The 18825-nt window shown below is 38.3% G+C and carries 19 protein-coding genes and 3 tRNA genes; 20 read left to right on the top strand and 2 right to left on the bottom strand.

The window, feature by feature from the left end; all coding sequences use genetic code 11:
• Positions 1-5 precede the first annotated feature (5 nt).
• The 4 genes from BN202_RS01095 (at position 6) to BN202_RS01075 (ending at position 1752) form a co-directional block, all read left to right on the top strand.
• Positions 6-671 (top strand): lysozyme, encoded by a 666-nt coding sequence (locus BN202_RS01095; protein WP_019218670.1) that lies wholly within the window; start codon positions 6-8, stop codon positions 669-671.
• Positions 668-895 carry a hypothetical protein gene (locus BN202_RS01090; protein WP_019218669.1) on the top strand — a complete coding sequence of 76 codons (228 nt, stop codon included), beginning with the start codon at positions 668-670 and terminating at the stop codon, positions 893-895. The genes BN202_RS01095 and BN202_RS01090 overlap by 4 nt, the downstream gene beginning before the upstream one ends.
• A 131-nt stretch (positions 896-1026) precedes the next feature.
• Positions 1027-1245, top strand: a complete 219-nt coding sequence (locus BN202_RS01080) for a hypothetical protein (RefSeq protein ID WP_019218668.1) — start codon at positions 1027-1029, stop codon at positions 1243-1245.
• A gap of 138 nt (positions 1246-1383) precedes the next feature.
• A complete protein-coding gene (locus tag BN202_RS01075) occupies positions 1384-1752 on the top strand; it encodes a helix-turn-helix domain-containing protein (protein ID WP_019218667.1) in 369 nt (122 codons plus the stop codon).
• Positions 1753-1853: 101 nt separating this feature from the next.
• Here BN202_RS01075 and BN202_RS01070 read toward each other — a convergent pair.
• Both BN202_RS01070 and BN202_RS01065 read right to left on the bottom strand, forming a co-directional pair.
• Positions 1854-1943: transfer RNA gene (locus tag BN202_RS01070), tRNA-Ser, on the bottom strand.
• A gap of 720 nt (positions 1944-2663) precedes the next feature.
• Positions 2664-2739, bottom strand: a tRNA-Val gene (locus BN202_RS01065).
• Positions 2740-2915: 176 nt separating this feature from the next.
• Here BN202_RS01065 and BN202_RS01060 point away from each other — a divergent pair.
• The 16 genes from BN202_RS01060 to BN202_RS00985 all read left to right on the top strand — a co-directional run bounded on the left by BN202_RS01060 (position 2916) and on the right by BN202_RS00985 (position 18776).
• Positions 2916-2992: transfer RNA gene (locus BN202_RS01060), tRNA-Asp, on the top strand.
• A gap of 319 nt (positions 2993-3311) precedes the next feature.
• Positions 3312-3677: an NADH-quinone oxidoreductase subunit A gene (locus BN202_RS01055; RefSeq protein WP_019218666.1), complete on the top strand. Its 366-nt coding sequence runs from the start codon at positions 3312-3314 to the stop codon at positions 3675-3677.
• Positions 3668-4249, top strand: coding sequence for a NuoB/complex I 20 kDa subunit family protein (locus BN202_RS01050; protein WP_019218665.1), 582 nt, complete (start codon positions 3668-3670; stop codon positions 4247-4249). The genes BN202_RS01055 and BN202_RS01050 overlap by 10 nt, the downstream gene beginning before the upstream one ends.
• A gap of 16 nt (positions 4250-4265) precedes the next feature.
• Positions 4266-4874, top strand: coding sequence for an NADH-quinone oxidoreductase subunit C (locus BN202_RS01045; protein ID WP_034987038.1), 609 nt, complete (start codon positions 4266-4268; stop codon positions 4872-4874).
• Positions 4875-4997: 123 nt separating this feature from the next.
• Positions 4998-6188: an NADH-quinone oxidoreductase subunit D gene (locus tag BN202_RS01040; protein ID WP_019218663.1), complete on the top strand. Its 1191-nt coding sequence runs from the start codon at positions 4998-5000 to the stop codon at positions 6186-6188.
• Positions 6188-6856 (top strand): NADH-quinone oxidoreductase subunit NuoE, encoded by a 669-nt coding sequence (gene nuoE / locus BN202_RS01035; protein WP_019218662.1) that lies wholly within the window; start codon positions 6188-6190, stop codon positions 6854-6856. The genes BN202_RS01040 and nuoE overlap by 1 nt, the downstream gene beginning before the upstream one ends.
• Before the next feature lie 144 nt (positions 6857-7000).
• Complete coding sequence (nuoF, locus tag BN202_RS01030; protein ID WP_019218661.1) at positions 7001-8308, top strand: NADH-quinone oxidoreductase subunit NuoF; 1308 nt, start codon at positions 7001-7003, stop codon at positions 8306-8308.
• 66 nt (positions 8309-8374) lie between these two features.
• On the top strand, positions 8375-10444 hold the full coding sequence (gene nuoG, locus BN202_RS01025; protein ID WP_019218660.1) for an NADH-quinone oxidoreductase subunit NuoG: 2070 nt from the start codon (positions 8375-8377) through the stop codon (positions 10442-10444).
• Positions 10445-10466: 22 nt separating this feature from the next.
• A complete protein-coding gene (nuoH, locus tag BN202_RS01020; RefSeq protein WP_019218659.1) occupies positions 10467-11513 on the top strand; it encodes an NADH-quinone oxidoreductase subunit NuoH in 1047 nt (348 codons plus the stop codon).
• Positions 11514-11527: 14 nt separating this feature from the next.
• Entirely contained in the window at positions 11528-12019 is a 492-nt protein-coding gene (gene nuoI / locus BN202_RS01015) for an NADH-quinone oxidoreductase subunit NuoI (protein ID WP_019218658.1), read from the top strand.
• A gap of 96 nt (positions 12020-12115) precedes the next feature.
• Positions 12116-12736, top strand: a complete 621-nt coding sequence (locus tag BN202_RS01010) for an NADH-quinone oxidoreductase subunit J (RefSeq protein ID WP_019218657.1) — start codon at positions 12116-12118, stop codon at positions 12734-12736.
• Between the two features lie 10 nt (positions 12737-12746).
• Positions 12747-13055, top strand: a complete 309-nt coding sequence (nuoK, locus tag BN202_RS01005) for an NADH-quinone oxidoreductase subunit NuoK (protein WP_019218656.1) — start codon at positions 12747-12749, stop codon at positions 13053-13055.
• Positions 13056-13061: 6 nt separating this feature from the next.
• Positions 13062-15026, top strand: a complete 1965-nt coding sequence (nuoL, locus tag BN202_RS01000) for an NADH-quinone oxidoreductase subunit L (RefSeq protein ID WP_019218655.1) — start codon at positions 13062-13064, stop codon at positions 15024-15026.
• The gene (locus BN202_RS00995) at positions 15026-16495 is read left to right on the top strand and encodes an NADH-quinone oxidoreductase subunit M (RefSeq protein WP_019218654.1); all 1470 of its coding nucleotides are present in this window, start codon (positions 15026-15028) and stop codon (positions 16493-16495) included. Before nuoL ends, BN202_RS00995 begins: the two co-directional genes overlap by 1 nt.
• 17 nt (positions 16496-16512) lie before the next feature.
• A complete protein-coding gene (gene nuoN / locus BN202_RS00990) occupies positions 16513-17967 on the top strand; it encodes an NADH-quinone oxidoreductase subunit NuoN (protein ID WP_019218653.1) in 1455 nt (484 codons plus the stop codon).
• The gene (locus BN202_RS00985) at positions 17967-18776 is read left to right on the top strand and encodes a biotin--[acetyl-CoA-carboxylase] ligase (RefSeq protein WP_198005535.1); all 810 of its coding nucleotides are present in this window, start codon (positions 17967-17969) and stop codon (positions 18774-18776) included. Before nuoN ends, BN202_RS00985 begins: the two co-directional genes overlap by 1 nt.
• Positions 18777-18825 lie beyond the last annotated feature (49 nt).

Below are 18825 nucleotides of genomic sequence, written 5' to 3'. Positions count from 1 at the left end.
GAATAATGGCACGGAAAATAAATAAAAATTGTCTTGCTTGTTTAAAAAGATGGGAAGGTTTGCGCTTGCAAGCTTATCAAGATGCTTCTGGTGTTTTGACCATTGGCTATGGACATACAGGAAAAGCTGGTAAGCCGGCAGTTGTTGAGGGTATGGTGATTACAGAAAAAAAAGCCGAAACCATGCTTTTAGCAGATTTGCAGCAATATGAGAGGGCGGTAGAAAAAGCGGTTTGTGTGAATTTAAGTGACGAGCAGTTTGGTGCTCTTGTTTCCTTTTGTTATAATGTAGGTATTTCAGCTTTCCAAAATTCTACGTTGCTTAAAAGACTCAACAAAGGTGATTATGAAGCGATACCTGCCGAATTACAAAAATGGACCAAAGCGGGAGGAAAACGTTTACAAGGTCTTGTCCACCGGCGTGCAGCAGAAGCAGGATTATGGGCAAAAGGGGCTTTTGTTTCCTCCAACTACCAAACGGTAGAAACAAAGGATTCAACAGGTCTTTTCAAAGCAGAAGCATTAACACCCATTATTGGATCTTTCTCAGGTCTTGGTGGTTTTTTAGCTGGCAATGGTCCTATCCAATGGGCATTCGCAGCCATTATGGTTTTGGCAGCAGGTGCTGGTATTTTCTTTGTTGCTAAACGCTTTCAGGAGCACTGTTTATGATGTTCTGGATGAAAAAAAATCTGATGCTAATAGGTGCGGTTTTAGCCGCTTTTTTTATAGTTTTAGCCAAAGCTTTCACTCTTGGGAAAAAGGCTGAACGGCAAAAGCAAACAGAAAATATTTTAAAGGCAGCAACAGTACGGTTTGAGGTGGAAAATGAAGTTAACAAAAAAAGTGATGCTGATGTGCGTGCTGCTCTCTCTGACTGGTTGCGTGACCCATAAATATGCTTCTTCTTGTATTGGTTGGTTGCCCATTTATTTAGACAAGAGAGATGTTAAGGTCATCAGTTCAAACTTAGCAAGAGAGGTCTTAAAACATAATAAGCAGGGCGAACGCTTGTGTGGGTGGGAACATGGTAAGAAAAAAGGGTGAAAAATATACAGAGCTTACAGAAGCGGAAAAAGAAATGCTTCAAGAAATGATCATTACCTACCAAAGTGTGAAAGTGATGTCGCGTCTCATGAAGTGGATAGCATTTTTTCTTTTTTTACTTATCCTTGATTTTGCACGCCTCATGGATGCGATAGATAATGTCATTGCACATTTAAAGCAGTGGTTTTCAAAGAATTAGATACATATCAAATTTTCCTTCAAGACAGCTCCCAAAAACACTTTGAAAAGAAGTCCTGATTCGCAATAACTGAAGAAAGTTTGGAAAAGATTTGTTAGAATCAGAAGAAATATTTCTTCTTCTAACAGGACTTTTTAGATGGTTACATCCTTTGGTAAAATCTTACGTAAACTTCGCGTTGATCACTCAGAACGTCTCTTAGATATGGCTAAGAAATTAGGTATATCCGTAGCGTTTTTATCTTCAGTCGAGATTGGCAAGAAATCTGTACCGGTTGGTATGGAAGACAAGATCACAGAGCTTTACGCCTTAGATCAAGAAACAGCATGCCTTTTAAGAAAAAAGGCTGATTCTTGCCGTAAGATCTTCACAATAAAGCCTTCGGATTCATTTAGCCGTGAAATTGTTGGTATGTTCGTGAGAACTTTAGACAATTTTTCACAACAGGATTTAGCAAAATTTAAAAAATTATTAGAAAAAGTTAGTGAAAAAAGAGACGCTCTGTAGAGGAACATTGGAAAATTCTATTCCCGAACCTTTATTTATTTATCCCGCACCTTAAAAAAACAGCTATAAAACCAATAAGTTACAGCATGATAAAAGTGCTGTGGCGGAGGGGGTGGGATTCGAACCCACGGTACAGTCTCCTGCACGCCGGTTTTCAAGACCGGTGCCTTAAACCGCTCGGCCACCCCTCCAAACTAGTTATGCCTTTTTACAAAGTTCTTGCAAAAGGTCAATCGTTTAAATGAATTTCTAAACGTTTTTAATAAAATTGCTTGAATGCCAAGCGAAATAATTTCTAAGATATAACTCTTTTTTGGGAATTGCACTAAATTAGTAATTTAGCTTTAATGTGAATCAATTTGTAAAGAAATAAAACCGAGTATAATATCTATAACAAATTCTTATTTATCATTACCTACCGAAATTTTGTGCAAACTTATTTTTTCTCAAAATAATTTTTGCTAAAATTTCATATAAACTTCGCATTAATCACTCAGAACGTTTTTTAATATGGCTGCGAAATTAGATATATCTGTAGTTTTTTACCTTCAGTTGAGATTGGCAAAAAATCATTACCTGTGGCGTGGAAAACAAGATTATAGAGTTGTATGCCTTAGATCCAAAAGAAGGCTACTCTGTTAAGAAAAAAGGCTGATGCTTTTCGCAAGATCTTTACAATCAAACCTTCTGATCCACTTAGACGTGAAGCTGTTGGCATGTTTGTTAGAAACTTAGAGAATTTTTCACAACAGGATATAGCAAGATTAAAAAGATATTGGAGAAATTAGGTAAAAAAACAGGCGTCCTATAGAGGTATGTTGCAAAATCCCATTCCCTCACTTTTATTCGTGTATCCCTCATCTCTTAAAACATAAATAAAATCAGTAAGTTATAGGAGAAGTAAAAGTATATGGTGGGCGATGAGAGACTCGAACTCCCGACATCCTCGGTGTAAACGAGGCGCTCTACCAGCTGAGCTAATCGCCCAATGCCAATGATCAGCAATTGAATGAGGCCCCTCTTTAAGCAAAAATTTTTGCAAACGCAAGAATAAAGATTGTGTTTGATGATTTTTTTTAAAAAATGCATAAGTCTGCTTGACATAAGCGTATGAACCCCTTACACGACCTTTTGTGCCAATAATGAATTGGTTCGAAAAGTGTGCGAGTGTAGCTCAGTTGGTTAGAGTGCTGGCCTGTCACGCCGGAGGTCGCGGGTTCGAGCCCCGTCACTCGCGCCACTCCAAGTTCCTTTGTTAACTTCTGCTTTTTGGTAAAATCTTTATATGTGGAACATAGAGTCTGTGAAGTGTTAACTTTATGGAGCATTATGGGTGGTTATTTTCTCCTTTTTATGTGGTTTATAAGAATAAGGCTTGCGTCTTTCTCTGCTCTGCGTTACCTATGCCCATAAGAAAAGCATCGCTTGACATGTCCTTGAAGCGGTCCAAGCGCAAAATGAGCAGGGCAATTAATAAAATTAATAATTTGTCTGTTTAATTTAATAATGTGGAGTGATTGCGTTAGTTTAAATCATTTCATATAAGGTGGAAGAAAATTATGACTCAGTTATTGAGCTCTTATTTGCCAGTTTTAATTTTTATTATTGTTTCGGCGGTTATTGCAGGGGTTCTTTTGATTATGCCTTATATTGTGGCTTATCGTTCTCCCGATCCCGAAAAATTATCGGCTTATGAATGCGGATTTAATTCGTTTGATGATGCACGTATGAAATTTGATATCCGTTTTTATTTGGTATCAATTTTGTTTATTATTTTTGATCTTGAAGTCGCTTTTCTTTTTCCTTGGGCAGTTTCATTTAATTCGATAGGTATGTTTGGTTTTTGGTCGATGATTGTGTTTTTAGCACTTTTGACTATCGGATTTATATATGAATGGAAAAAAGGAGCTCTTGAATGGGATTAATACAGAACAATTCTACGATGGTTGCTCCAAAGCCAAAAGGGGTTATTGATCCACATACCGGTAAGTTGATAGGTGCTGATGACGGCTTCTTTCGTGATATTAATGCTGAATTATCAGACAAAGGCTTTTTAGTAACCTCAGCAGATGCTTTAATCACTTGGGCGCGTACCGGTTCTTTAATGTGGATGAGTTTTGGTTTGGCTTGTTGTGCTATTGAAATGATGCAATGTTCAATGCCTCACTATGATAATGAGCGTTTTGGGTATGCTCCACGTGCTTCACCCCGTCAATCAGATGTGATGGTGGTGGCAGGCACTTTAACAAATAAGATGGCACCAGCTTTAAGGAAAGTCTACGATCAAATGCCGGAGCCCCGTTATGTGATCTCTATGGGATCATGTGCAAATGGTGGTGGTTATTATCATTATTCTTATTCTGTTGTACGTGGGTGTGATCGTATTGTACCTGTGGATATTTATGTTCCAGGATGTCCTCCTACAGCGGAAGCATTATTGTACGGTATATTATTGTTGCAGAAAAAAATTCGTCGTACGGGTTCTATAGAGCGATAGGGGCTTCTTTATTATGATGAATGAAACATTAGTCGAACTTTCATCCTATTTAAAAAGTAAATTAGGAGATAAGCTTGAAGAAACCATTCTTGCATTTGGTGAATTAACGATTGTCTCGCGTCTTGATGCAATTACGGATGTATTGATGTTCGTTCGTGATGATTCTCGCTGTCAGTTTATTAATATTACAGATATTAGTGGTGTTGATTATCCCTCTCGCGACAAGCGTTTTGATATCTCTTACCAACTCTTATCTCCTCGTGAGAATTTACGTCTACGTGTTAAAGTACGTACTGATGAAAATACTCCTGTTGCTTCTGCTTGCTCGATTTATCCTGGTGCAGAGTGGTATGAGCGTGAGGCGTACGATATGTATGGAATTTTATTTTCAGGACATCCCGATTTAAGGCGGATTTTAACAGATTATGGTTTCGAAGGGCATCCTTTGCGCAAAGATTTTCCTGTAACGGGTTTTGTTGAATGTCGTTACGATAATGAAGCAAAGAGAGTCATTTATGAGCCTGTTGTTTTACGACAAGAGATGCGCAATTTTGATTTTCTTTCTCCTTGGGAAGGAGGACAATATGTTTTACCGTGCGATGAAAAAGCAGATGTCAATAAGTGATATTGGAACTGATGAATTCTTGAAATTAGAGTGATAGACGTTTAAAATGATTAATTTTTTTAGTTTGATAAGAGTTTTTATTAATATTTGATATGAAGTTTTTAAAAAAGCAAGGGGTTAATTGTGGCTGAGGTCAGTGTTCGGAACTTTAATATCAATTTTGGACCGCAGCATCCTGCAGCGCATGGGGTTTTGCGCATGGTTTTAGAATTGGATGGTGAAGTCGTTGAGCGTGTAGATCCGCATATTGGATTGTTGCATCGCGGTACCGAAAAATTAATGGAAACAAAAACTTATCTTCAAGCTGGTCCTTATCTGGATCGTTTAGATTATGTTGCTCCTATGAATCAGGAGCACGCTTTTGTGCTCGCTATTGAGAAATTATTAGGTGTTGAGGTTCCCAAAAGAGGGCAGTTAATACGTGTTTTGTTTTCTGAAATTGGGCGTATTCTTAATCATTTGCTTAATGTAACAACACAGGCCATGGATGTTGGTGCACTAACACCACCACTTTGGGGATTTGAGCAACGTGAAAAATTGATGATTTTTTATGAGCGTGCATGTGGAGCGCGTCTTCATGCCAATTATTTTCGTCCTGGTGGGGTGCATCAAGATTTACCGGAATTGTTGATTGAGGATATTGGTAATTTTATTGATCCGTTTCTTATTGCTCTTGGCAAACTTGACGCGCTTATAACGCCAAATCGAATTTTTAAGCAGCGTAATGTAGATATTGGTGTCGTGAGTATTGATGAAGCTTGGGCGCGTGGTTTTTCTGGTGTCATGATTCGTGGAGCTGGTGTGCCGTGGGATTTGCGGAAAAACCAACCTTATGAATGTTATAATGAAATGGAATTTGATATTCCTATAGGTAAAAATAGTGATTGTTATGATCGCTATCTGATTCGTATGGAAGAAATGCGCCAATCAGCAAGAATTATGCGCCAATGCGTGGATCGCTTACTTGGTGCTGAAAAAAGTGGGCCAGTCTCGAGTTTAGATCATAAAATTGTGCCTCCAAAGCGGAGAGAAATGAAGAATTCAATGGAAGCGCTTATTCATCATTTTAAACTTTATACCGAAGGTTTTCATACACCTCCTGGTGAGGTATATGTTGCTGTGGAAGCTCCAAAGGGTGAGTTTGGAGTGTATCTTGTTTCTGATGGAACTAATAAGCCTTATCGTGTTAAGTTGCGTGCTCCTGGTTTTGCTCATCTTCAAGCCATGGATTTTTTAACCCGAGGGCATATGTTAGCGGATGCTACAGCTATTTTGGGTTCAATTGATATTGTTTTTGGGGAGGTTGATCGCTAATGTCCGTGCGCCGTCTTGCAGATGATATTTATCAACCCGCAGACTTTTCTTTTACAAAAGAAAATCAGATATGGGTAAAAAATACCATAAAGAAGTATCCTGTAGGCCGTGAACAGTCTGCGGTGATTCCATTATTAATGCGTGCTCAAGAGCAAGATGGCTGGGTGACACGTGCTGCGATTGAACATATTGCACAGATTCTTTCCATGGCTTATATTCGTGTTCTAGAAGTGGCGACTTTTTATACCCAGTTTCAACTCAAACCCGTGGGAACAAGGGCACATATTCAAGTTTGTGGTACAACTCCTTGTATGTTACGTGGATCTGAGGATTTGATTAAAGTTTGTCAGAAAAGAATTCATCATGAACCTTTTGTTACCAATTCGGATGGGACGTTATCATGGGAAGAGGTGGAATGTCTTGGCGCTTGTGTTAATGCTCCTATGGTGATGATTTTTAAAGATACTTATGAAGATCTTACAGCAGAGCGTCTTGAAGAGATTATTGATGCATTTGAAGCGGGTAAAGGTTCTGAAATAACAGTTGGTCCGCAAAATAGTCGTCAATCATCGGAGCCAATTAGCGGTTTAACTTCTCTCATCGATGGTGAAGAAAAAAAATCCCTGAAATCTTCAAAGAAAAAAGATAAGGAAGGATTGGGCGCATAGTAGCTATTTTTTGAGGGGAGATTTTATGATTTTACCCATTTCGATAATATTTGACGAAAAGTTAAGAGTTTTTAAAAAAATGTTTTAAAACTGCGTTTGAGGAAAAGCTAAGAATGCTATGGGCAAGAGAAAAAAAGGTGGGGTATGCTGGCTGATAAAGATCGCATTTTCACCAATATTTATGGTTTAAAAGACAAATCGTTAAAAGCTGCAATGTCACGTGGGCATTGGAACGGGACCAAAGCAATTATCGAAAAAGGCCGTGATTGGATCATTGATGAGGTGAAGGCATCGGGTCTACGTGGCCGTGGTGGGGCAGGGTTTCCTACCGGAATGAAATGGTCCTTTATGCCAAAACAAAGTGATGGACGTCCTCATTATTTGGTTGTGAATGCTGATGAATCAGAGCCTGGGACTTGTAAAGACCGTGATATTTTACGACATGACCCCCATACTTTGATTGAAGGATGTGCAATTGCTACTTTTGCAATGGGAGCAAATGTCGCTTTTATTTATATTCGTGGTGAATATATTCGTGAGCGTGAAGCGCTTCAAGCGGCTGTAGATGAATGTTATGAAGCAGGTTTGCTTGGCAAAAAAACAAAATATGGACATGCTTGTGATATTATTATTCATCATGGTGCTGGTGCTTATATTTGTGGTGAAGAGACAGCTCTTCTCGAAAGTCTTGAGGGGAAAAAAGGGCAACCTCGGCTTAAACCACCATTTCCTGCAAATATGGGAATTTATGGCTGTCCAACAACCGTCAACAATGTCGAATCTGTAGCGGTTGTTCCAACGATTTTACGTCGTGGGGCTTCATGGTTTTCGTCAATTGGGCGTGCAAATAATGTCGGAACGAAATTGTTTATGGTTTCTGGGCATGTGAATGCACCTTGTACATTTGAAGAAGCTCTTGGTGTTTCTTTTCGTGAATTAATTGAAAAACATACCGGCGGTATTCGTGGTGGATGGAATAATCTTTTAGCCGTTATTCCAGGTGGTGCTTCTTGTCCAGTTGTTCGTGGAGAAGAGATGGTAGATGCAATCATGGATTTTGATGGAATGCGTGATGTCGGGTCTTCTTTTGGCACTGGTGGGGTGATTGTTATGGATAAATCAACCGATATTATCAAGGCAATTTGGCGTATAGCTGCTTTTTTCAAACATGAAAGCTGTGGTCAGTGTACGCCGTGTCGTGAAGGTACAGGATGGATGATGCGTCTTTTGGGGCGTATGGTTGAGGGAAGAGCACAAAAACGAGAGATTGATCTTTTGTTTGAAGTTTCTAAACAGGTTGAAGGACACACTATTTGCGCACTTGGTGATGCGGCAGCATGGCCGGTACAGGGATTGATACGTAATTTTCGTCCAGAAATTGAGCGTAGAATTGATGATTATACGCGAAATGTCGTTCAAAGAAAAAATATTGCTTTAGAAGCAGTTGGATAGAGGTTCTTATTTTTAAAAGCAATGAAATGCAAATTTTAAGTGGATTATTTGCGGGCTGGATGAGTGATGATAAATATCAAAGTTGATGGTAAAGAGATTGAAGTCCCTGATTACTACACGTTGCTTCAGGCAGCGGAGGCAGCTGGTGCTGAAGTGCCACGTTTTTGTTTTCATGAAACTTTATCAATTGCTGGTAATTGTCGCATGTGCTTGGTTGAGGTTAAAGGGGGGCCTCCAAAACCTCAGGCTTCTTGTGCTATGGGGGTTCGTGATTTACGACTTGGTCCAAATGGTGAAGCACCAGAAATTTTTACCAATACCGAGATGGTGAAAAAAGCGCGTGAAGGTGTAATGGAGTTTCTTCTCATCAATCATCCTTTGGATTGTCCTGTATGTGATCAGGGGGGGGAATGTGATCTTCAAGATCAAGCAATGCTCTATGGACGTGATTGTTCTCGGTATACAGAAAATAAGCGTGCTGTAGAAGATAAATATATTGGACCACTTGTAAAAACGGTTATGACGCGGTGCATTCATTGCACACGTTGTGTTCGTTTTACAACGGAAGTGGCGGGTATTTCTGAACTTGGGTTGATAGGTCGTGGTGAAGATGCTGAAATTACGACATATCTCGAAAAAGCTATGACATCTGAATTACAGGGAAATGTTATTGATCTTTGTCCAGTGGGAGCTCTAACCTCAAAACCTTATGCATTTCATGCACGCCCTTGGGAGTTGGTTAAAACAGAATCGATTGATGTGATGGACGGACTTGGTAGTGCGATCCGCATTGATAGCCGTGGTCGTGAAGTTATGCGAATTATGCCGCGTACAAATGAAGATGTAAATGAGGAATGGATTTCTGATAAAACGCGTTTTATTTGGGATGGTTTACGTACTCAGCGGCTTGATAGACCATATGTACGCAAAGATGGAAAACTTCAACCTGTAAGCTGGGCAGAAGCTTTTGAAAAAATTAAAATCGTAGTTTCTAAAACCTTGCCAGAAAAAATAGGCGCAATTGCAGGTGATCTTGCCTCTATTGAAGAAATGTATGCACTTAAAAAATTACTCATTTCATTGGGTGCAGGGATCTTCGATTGTCGCCAAAGAGGAATGGCTTTGTCTTCTGAATTAGGGCGTTCGAGTTATATTTTTAATCCGACAATTGCTGGCATTGAACAAGCTGACGCATTGCTTATCGTGGGGTCTAATCCGCGTTATGAAGCTGCAGTTTTAAATGCACGTATTTTAAAGCGTCACCGGATGGGGCAATTTCCTATTGCGTTAATTGGTGATAAGGTTGATTTACGTTATCCTTATTCTTATCTTGGAACTGGTACAGAAGCATTGAGTGCACTTATTCGTGGAGAGGATACATTTTTAAATGTGTTAAAAGAAGCGAATAAGCCGCTTATTTTGATTGGGGAGGGCGCTGTTTCAGGTAAAGGAGGTTTATCTGTTTTAAAAAATCTTGCCAAATTAGCTGATAGTGTTGGAGCTCTTAAAGCAGAATGGAATGGATTTGGAGTGCTTCATAATGCAGCATCTACTGTTGGCGGTTTGGATATAGGGTTTATTTCTAAACTTGGTGTTGTAAATATTCTTAAAACCTGTGAAGTTTTATTTTTGCTTGGTGCTGATGAAATAGAGTTAGCCAATACAAAAGCTTTTACAATTTATATTGGTAGTCATGGTGATAATGGTGCACATGCTGCTGATGTAATTTTGCCTGCATCTGCTTATACTGAAAAATCAGGACTTTATGTCAATACAGAGGGACGTGTTCAAATGACTAATCGGGCTGGATTTGCCCCTGGTGAAGCAAAAGAAGATTGGGCTATCTTGCGTGCTTTATCGGATGTTTTAGGACAAAAGCTTCCTTTTGATTCGCTTTCTCAGTTAAGACAGAAGCTCTTTAATGATTATCCGCATCTTTGTGCTATTGATGATATCGCACCTTCTAGTATAAGTGATCTTAAAGTGCTTAGTTCACAGATAGTCGCTCTAGAAGCACAAGCCTTTACTTCTATGGTTAAAGACTTTTATTTGACAAATCCGATAGCACGTGCTTCTGCAGTTATGGCTGAATGTTCATCACTTGCAAAAAGCCGTACTACACAAGCTGTAGAGTAAGGGCAGGGGAAAAGGAATAATGATGTATGATTTCTTTATAACTTGGTTGTTGCCATTACTCATTATTGTTGGGAAAACACTTCTTCTTTTGGTTGTTCTTTTGGTATTGGTTGCTTATCTTCTTTATGCAGATCGAAAGATTTGGGCAGCGGTACAATTACGGCGTGGTCCCAATGTTGTTGGTCCGTGGGGGTTGTTGCAATCTTTTGCGGATTTAATTAAATTTGTTGTAAAAGAACCTATTATTCCAGCTGGTGCGAATAAAGGCGTTTTTCTTTTAGCGCCTTTCGTTTCTGCTACACTGGCTTTATCAACTTGGGCTGTTGTCCCTGTTGATGAAGGATGGGAAGTTGCAAAGATTAATGTTGGTTTGCTTTATATCCTCGCTATTTCATCTCTTGAAGTTTACGGTGTTATTATGGGGGGGTGGGCTTCGAACTCAAAATATCCTTTTTTAGGAGCTCTTCGTTCAGCAGCACAGATGGTTTCTTATGAGGTTTCCATTGGGTTTGTGCTTGTAACTGTTATTTTAATAAGTGGATCACTTGATCTTACAACAATTGTGCAGAAACAAAGTTATGGGCTTGGAACAGCTCTTGGTCTTCCTTTTAATAGTTTTCTTGATTGGAATTGGCTCATTCTTTTTCCAATGTTTATTATCTTTTTTATTTCTGCGCTTGCAGAAACAAATCGGCCTCCCTTTGATTTAGTGGAGGCAGAATCTGAACTTGTTGCTGGTCATATGGTTGAATATTCTTCAACGCCTTATATGCTCTTTTTCCTTGGGGAATATGTTGCTATTGTTTTAATGTGTGCATTAACAACTATTTTATTTTTAGGTGGTTGGTTGCCTCCCTTGGATGTTTGGTGGCTTAATTGGATTCCTGGTGTTATTTGGTTTGTTTTAAAAGTCTGTTTTGTATTTTTTTGGTTTGCTATGGTCAAAGCATTTGTTCCACGTTATCGCTATGATCAACTCATGCGACTTGGTTGGAAGGTTTTCCTTCCTCTCTCATTGGCAATGGTTGTGATAACTGCTGCTTTTTTAAAGTATACAGATTTTGTTTAAGAAGAGGTTTTATGATGTCAGCTTTTCTTCAGGCAGCAAAGTCACTCCTTTTATTGGAGTTTGTAAGAGCTTTTTTCTTAGCAATGCGCCAGTTCTTTGCACCAAAACCTACGATTAATTACCCTTATGAGAAGGGTTTTGTATCTCAGCGTTTCCGTGGGGAACATGCGCTTCGTCGTTATCCAAATGGTGAAGAACGCTGTATTGCATGTAAATTATGTGAAGCAATTTGCCCTGCACAAGCTATTACTATTGAAGCAGGACCGAGGCGTAATGATGGTACACGTAGAACTGTTCGTTATGATATAGATATGGTTAAATGTATTTACTGCGGCTTTTGTCAAGAAGCTTGTCCCGTTGAAGCTATTGTAGAAGGTCCAAATTTTGAATTTGCAACAGAAACGCGAGAAGAACTTTATTATGATAAAGAAAAACTTTTAATGAATGGCGATCGCTGGGAGCGAGAAATTGCTCGCAATATATTGATGGATGCACCTTATCGTTAAGTGTATCGTTAAATGAGGTGTCGGATAATTTTTCCGATAAATTGTAATCTGGTATGAATTTTTGTACCAATTGTATGATTGATTGAGGAGAAGCCTATGCTAACAGGTCTAGCGGCGGCATTTTTCTATTTATTTGCTTTTATTATGCTTGTAAGTGCAGTTGTTGTTATTATAGCACGCAATCCTGTACATTCTGTTTTGTTTTTAATCCTCGCATTTTTTAATGCTGCTGCTTTGTTTTTGCTTGCAGGAGCAGAATTTTTGGGGCTTATTCTGCTTGTTGTTTATGTTGGTGCGGTAGCAGTTTTATTTTTATTTGTTGTTATGATGCTTGATGTTGATTTTGCTGAGTTGAAAAGTGGTGCACTCCGGTATGCTCCTATTGGAGCTCTTGTTGGAGGAGTTATCGCTGTAGAATTAATTGTTGTTTTTGTAAGCAGCCATTTTTCTCCAGTTCTTAAAACGCAAATTATACAACCAATGCCAGACTTAGTACAGCGAACAAATACACAGGCTTTAGGCGATATTCTCTATACAGATTATGTTTTCTATTTTGAAACTGCTGGGCTCATTCTCTTAATTGCAATGATTGGTGCAATTATTTTAACGCTTCGTCATAAGTCGGGTGTAAAGCGGCAATCTATAGCAGCGCAAGTTTCTCGAACAGTAGAAAATGCAATTGAAATTAAACAAGTTGAATCAGGTAAGGGTGTTTAAGGGGGAGGCTATGCACATTGATATTACACATTATCTTATTATTTCTGCTTTGATGTTTACAATCGGTATTACTGGAATTTTTCTTAACAGAAAGAACGTGATTATTATTTTGATGTCTATTGAGCTTATATTGCTTTCCGTTAATCTTAATTTTGTTGCGTTTTCAGCATTTCTCCACGATCTTGTTGGTCAGATATTCGCTTTATTCATCTTAACGGTAGCAGCTGCTGAAGCCGCAATTGGTTTGGCAATTCTTGTCGTTTTCTTCCGTAATCGTGGTTCTATTGCGGTTGAAGATGTTAATGTAATGAAAGGCTAACCAGTGATGTATTATACGATTGTTTTTCTTCCGCTTTTGGGCTTTTTAATTGCTGCACTAGGTGGAAAAACTATAGGAGATCGTGCGAGTGAATTGATAACATGTAGCTTTATGGTGGTTGTTGCTCTACTGTCTTGGGTGGTTTTTTTCAATATTGCACTTGGTCATGCTCCAGTGGTTGATGTATTGGTATTACATTGGCTCACTGTTGGTGGTTTAAGCTTTGATTGGGCTCTCCATATTGATACATTAACAGCTGTCATGCTTATTGTGGTGAACAGTGTTTCGGCATTAGTGCATATTTATTCAATTGGTTATATGCATCATGATCCTTCAAGGTCACGTTTTTTTTCTTATCTTTCTCTTTTTACATTTATGATGCTCATGTTGGTGACATCTAATAATTTGCTGCAGATGTTTTTTGGCTGGGAAGGTGTGGGGCTTGCTTCTTATTTGCTCATTGGTTTTTGGTTTCAGCGAGATTCTGCTAATAAAGCTGCAATGAAAGCTTTTGTGGTTAATCGTGTTGGAGACTTTGGATTTCTTTTAGGGATTTTTAGTGTTTTTGTTTTGTTCCAATCGGTTGATTTTGCTTCTATTTTTGCAAAAGCTGCAGATAATGACTTTATACAAAATATGACATTTTTAGGTTGGCAGCTTGATGGACAAGCAGCAATTACTGTTACATGTCTTTTGTTATTTATTGGTGCTATGGGAAAATCAGCACAGTTTCTTTTACATACTTGGCTTCCTGATGCAATGGAAGGACCAACCCCTGTATCAGCACTTATTCATGCCGCAACAATGGTGACAGCTGGTGTCTTTATGGTTGCACGTATGTCGCCAATTTTTGAACTTTCCTCAACCGCTTTGACAGTGATTATTGTTGTTGGGGCAACAACGGCATTTTTTGCAGCAACTGTAGGATTGGTGCAGAATGATATTAAACGTGTGATTGCTTATTCTACATGTTCACAACTTGGTTATATGTTTGTTGCACTTGGTGTTGGAGCTTATGGAGCAGCTATTTTTCATCTTTTTACCCATGCTTTTTTTAAAGCCTTATTGTTTCTTGGTGCGGGTTCTGTCATTCATGCTGTATCCGATGAACAAGATATGCGAAAAATGGGTGGGTTACGCAAGCATATAAAGGTCACTTACTGGATGATGATGATCGGGACTATTGCATTGACCGGTGTTGGAATCCCAGGAACCCTTTTCGGGACTGCTGGCTTTTTCTCCAAAGATGCGATTATAGAGTCTGCTTTTGCATCCCATAATATTGCTTCAGGATATGCTTTTTATCTTCTTGTTTTTGCCGCCTTATTGACAAGTTTTTATTCATGGCGGCTTATCTTTATGACATTTCATGGGAAGCCACGGGCAACGGTTGATGTTATGCATCATGTTCATGAATCATCTCCAGTTATGTTAATTCCACTCTTTATTTTATCTCTTGGAGCAATATTTGCAGGTGTGATTTTTCAACCTCACTTTTTTGGTGACTTTTATGATGCTTTTTGGAAGGGAGCATTGTTTACAAGCAGCCACAATCACATTCTTCATGATGCTCACCATGTCTTTAATTGGGTAAAATGGTCGCCATTTATAGCAATGGTGCTTGGATTTATGTTTGCTTATTTATTCTATATTTCTTTTCCATTTCTTCCCAAGAAAATAGCTAATGCTATGCCAAGAATATATCACTTTCTTTACCAAAAATGGTATTTCGATCAATTATATAACTTCTTATTTGTTCGTCCTACCTTTAAAATTGGTTCTTTTCTTTGGAAAGTGGGAGACGGTAAAATTATTGATGGTCTCGGCCCGAATGGTATTGCAGCACGTGTTGTTGATATTACAAACAGAGTTGTTCGGATGCAAACAGGCTATCTTTATCACTATGCATTTGCGATGCTTATAGGTGTTGCATTATTGATCACATGGATGATGATCGGGGGCGTAAACTGATGAGCGATTGGCCTATTCTTTCTACGGTTACATTTTTGCCACTTGTGGGTGTTCTGCTCATTTTATTTATCAAAGATGATAGTGAGGCAGCGCGACATAATATACGCAATGTGGCATTTTTTACGACAGTGTTTGTTTTTATTATCTCCTTGATCATTTGGGCAAGCTTTGATTATAGAAACACACATTTTCAAATGGTTGAGAAACTCAATTGGTTAGGGGAGGGCATTAGCTATCATATGGGAGTTGATGGTATTTCTATTCTTTTTGTTGTTCTCTCAGCTTTTCTTTTGCCGTTTTGTATTTTGGCGAGTTGGGAAAATGTTAAAGATAGATTAAAAGCTTATATGATTGCTTTTCTTCTCCTTGAAGTTGCGATTATTGGCGTTTTTTGTGCTCTCGATGCAATATTGTTCTACGTTTTTTTTGAAGGTAGCCTTATTCCAATGTTTATTATTATAGGCGTTTGGGGTGGAGCACGGCGTGTTTATGCAAGCATAAAATTTTTCTTATACACTTTACTTGGTTCAGTGCTTATGTTGGTTGCCCTTATGGCTATGTATTGGGAAGCTGGAACGCTTGATATACCAACTTTACTCAATTATCAATTTCCTGCACAGATGCAAATATGGTTATGGCTGGCATTTTTTGCTTCTTTTGCCGTTAAAATGCCGATGTGGCCAGTTCACACGTGGCTTCCTGATGCTCACGTGGAAGCACCAACGGCTGGTTCAGTTATCTTAGCTGGTGTCTTGCTCAAATTGGGCGGTTATGGTTTTCTTCGTTTTTCTTTACCAATGTTTCCTCTTGCATCAGCTGATTTTGCACCTTTGATTTTTACCTTATCGCTTATTGCTATTATTTACACATCATTGGTTGCTCTTGTTCAAAATGATATAAAAAAGCTTATTGCTTATTCCTCGATAGCACATATGGGGTATGTGACAATGGGCATTTTTGCTGCGAATGAACAGGGTATTCAAGGAGCTATTTATCAAATGCTATCGCATGGAATTATTTCAGCAGCTTTGTTTCTTTGTGTTGGGGTTATCTATGATCGTTTGCATACACGTGAAATTTCCGCATTTGGTGGTTTAGTGAATAATATGCCAAAATATGCGGTTGTTTTCTTGATTTTCACTATGGCAAATGTCGGTTTACCTGGAAGTTCAGGATTTTTAGGTGAATTTTTAACTTTAATAGGTGTTTTTCAAGTCAATAAATTGGTTGTTGTTTTTGCTACAACGGGTGTTATTTTATCGGCTGCCTATGCGCTTTATCTTTATCGGCGGGTGGTTTTTGGTTCTTTGGATAAAGAGAATTTAAAAGTCCTTATAGATCTCTCTTCAAGAGAAAAAATTATTCTTTATCCAATGGTGATTCTAACAATATTTTTTGGTGTCTATCCAACGCCACTTCTTAAAGCAACGGCGTTTTCCGTAGAAGCCCTCATCAATAAATTGCACTAGATTAGGGAAGAATGTACATGCAAAATGAAATGTTAGCACAATTAGTTTTAATTCTTCCAGAGATTTTAATAGCATTAGGGGGGGTAGTATTGCTTTTGGCTGGTGTTTATTCCAATGCTCGTTCTTCTTTAACTGTGACTGGGCTGGCTATTGCTCTTTTTGTTGCAACCATTGTTATGATTGTTGTTTTTCCGAAGACTGGCTTATTTCAAACCAATGCGCTCATTATTGACTCTTTTGGTCGTTATATGAAAATTTTAACGCTTGTTGGTGCACTTTTTGCTCTTATTATGTCTGTCGGTTTTAACAGTTCTCAAAAGATCGATATATTTGAATTTCCTGTGCTTGTTCTTTTCGCAACTCTTGGCATGATGCTGATGATTTCAGCGGGCAATATGCTGTCGCTTTATATGGGATTGGAATTACAATCTTTAGCTTTATATGTGCTTGCTGCAATCAATCGTGATAATGTCAAATCTTCTGAAGCTGGTATAAAATATTTTGTTTTAGGAGCGTTGTCTTCAGGATTATTGCTTTATGGTATTTCTTTGCTTTATGGTTTTACTGGCCAAATTGGTTTTCACGAAATTGCCATTGCTTTAAAAGGTGAAAACTTACAATTGGGGGTTATTTTTGGAATTGTTTTTATTCTAGCTGGTTTGGCTTTCAAAATTTCTGCTGTTCCCTTTCATATGTGGACTCCAGATGTTTATGAAGGTGCACCAACACCTATTACAGCATTTTTTGCTGGAGCTCCTAAAATTGCCGCGATGGCACTTATTATCCGTCTTATGGTTATGACTTTTATTCCACTGGGTAGTGCTGATGGTTCTATGCCTGCATGGCAACAAATTTTAGTGTTCATGGCACTTACATCAATGATACTTGGTGCATTTGCTGCAATTGGTCAGAACAATATTAAGCGTTTGATGGCTTATTCATCTATTGGTCATATGGGATATGCGCTTGTTGGTTTAGCTGCTGGAGATATTTTGGGGGTAAAAAGTGTTATTCTTTATATGACTATTTATCTTGGTATGACACTTGGTTCATTTGCTTTTATTCTTGGAATGCGAACCAAAAGTGGAAATGTTGAAAATATTTACGATCTTTCAGGGCTCATAAAGACAAATCCGTTTATGGCTGTTGTGATGACAATACAGCTTTTCTCACTAGCAAGTATACCACCTATGGCAGGTTTTTTTGGAAAATGGTATACATTTTCTGCTGCTGTTCATGCTGGTCTGACACCACTTGCAATTGTTGGGATGATAGCATCTGTTGTTGGAGCTTTTTACTATTTACGAGTCATTAAAATTATGTGGTTTGATGATGCAAAGGCGTCTTTTGTTACGTTATCAAAAGAGCTTCAGTTTTGTCTCGGTCTTTCTGCATTGTTTATTTTATTTTATACGCTTTTTGGAATTTGGTTTACTGAATTTGCAGAAAAAGCAGCAGCTGCATTGTTTTAGTGAATATGGTTTATATTTTATCAGATTTTGCACAAAAACAAGGATACAGCGTTGAATCGTACGAAAATGTTGATTCAACAAATCTTATTGCACAACAAAAAGCGCAAACAGCTCATCAAGGTTATCTTTGGATCGTTGCACAAGAACAATTGCAGGGAAGAGCGAGAAGAGGAAGGCGTTGGGCTAGTCCAAAAGGGAACCTTTATTCTAGTCTTTTATTAATTGATGGTATTGTTCATCAAACTGCTGCTCAGCTTGGTTTTGTGGCTGGAGTAAGCGTGGTAGAGGCAATACAACAATTTATAAAAGCTGAAAAACAAGAGAATGGTATTGTTGGCTTAAAATGGCCAAATGATATTTTGCTCAGAGGTGCTAAAAGTTCTGGTATTTTGCTCGAGATTTTTAAATTGCCCTCAAAGCAGAATGCTTTGGTTATTGGTATTGGAATAAATGTAAAACATCATTATGAAGATGGTCCCTATCTCACTTCAAGCTTAAAGAATATTGGTTTGCATATTGAACCAGAACAGTTATTTATAGTTTTGACGGAGTTTTTTGCTAAAAATTACCTGCTTTGGAAGCAACGTGGGGGATGTGATATAATCCGTAAAAAATGGCTTTCACATTCGGCACATCTTGGACAATATGTGAAAATAATCAATGATGAAAAAATCATTGAGGGTATTTTTGAGGGGCTTGATCATGATTTTAACTGCATCATACAACAAGCAAATAATCAAAAAGCTATTATAACAGCTGGTGATGTTCATTTTGGTTTGGCTGCTTGTGTTCATGCAGATCGTTGTTAATTTATGAAAAATTATATTTCACGCTCAGATTATCTTAATAATTTAGGAG

It is taken from the genome of Bartonella florencae (assembly GCF_000312525.1).
Classification (GTDB): domain Bacteria; phylum Pseudomonadota; class Alphaproteobacteria; order Rhizobiales; family Rhizobiaceae; genus Bartonella; species Bartonella florencae.
This window is presented reverse-complemented; position numbering and strand designations above follow the sequence as displayed.